General features: G+C 42.4%; 1 protein-coding gene. It reads left to right on the top strand.

The features are described 5' to 3' along the window. Positions 1–1,026: transposase (locus tag ACYVLS_RS08930; protein ID WP_460323715.1), on the top strand; the 1,026-nt coding region annotated here is incomplete at both ends.

The raw sequence follows: 1,026 nt of genomic DNA, 5'->3' as shown, positions 1-1,026 counted from the left end.
CCTTTCAAAAGAGCAGTTAGACACATCAGAAGGCATTGAAACGCTGATTGAGGCAATTGACACCTCGCTAGAAGCGGTTGAAGAATCTATCCAAGAAGAAACACAGATTCCCAAAGGTGGTTCTATACACAAACGACGACGTCGTCTATTAAAAAAGCACCGCAACAAGTGTGTCAAAGATTACCTTCCGCGAAAACAGTCATACGAAGAAGCCCGCGCAACCTTTGATGGACGAAACAGTTATTCCAAAACGGATAAAGACGCTACGTTCATGTGTATGAAAGAAGATCCCATGAAAAACCGTGAATTGAAACCTGGCTATAATCTTCAAGTTGCTTCTAGTAATCAATACGTCATTGACTACGATATCTTTTCAAATCCTACGGATACGCGAACGCTACTTCCATTTTTATCGGCCATTTCTACACTGGACTTATTCAAATATATTGTCGCAGATGCTGGATATGGCAGTGAAGAAAACTATGAATCCATCATCGATGACTATGAAAAGATCCCTTTGATCCCTTACGGCATGTATAACGCAGAACAAAAGAAAAAATATAAACAAGATCCGAAACGCCGGGATAATTGGTCTTATGACGAAATAGAAGATGCTTATACCGACCTGGACGGTGTGCGGTTTAGTTTTACCCACTACAGCACACGTGTGGATAAACAGGGATATACGCGTCAGTTTAAAGTGTACACAGCAGACAAGGAACAAATGGATGACAGGCTGAATAAACTAGCCAAAACCCCGAAGGGGAACCAAAGACAAACATCGGTGAATTACAATTGGGAATACTTTAAACATCAAGCGAAAGCACACCTGGAGAGCGATTATGGAAGACGGATCTATGCCCAGCGAAAGATTGACGTAGAAACTGTTTTCGGTCGGATGAAAGGTGTCTTTGGCATGCGCCGCGTTCATGTCAGAGGGAATCAAGCCGTGCATAATGACATTGGCTTGATGCTTATGAGCATGAATTTAACGAAACTGATCCTCGAACTCCGAAGAAAAGGAGG

It is taken from the genome of Alkalibacterium psychrotolerans, from assembly GCF_054784355.1.
This window is presented reverse-complemented; position numbering and strand designations above follow the sequence as displayed.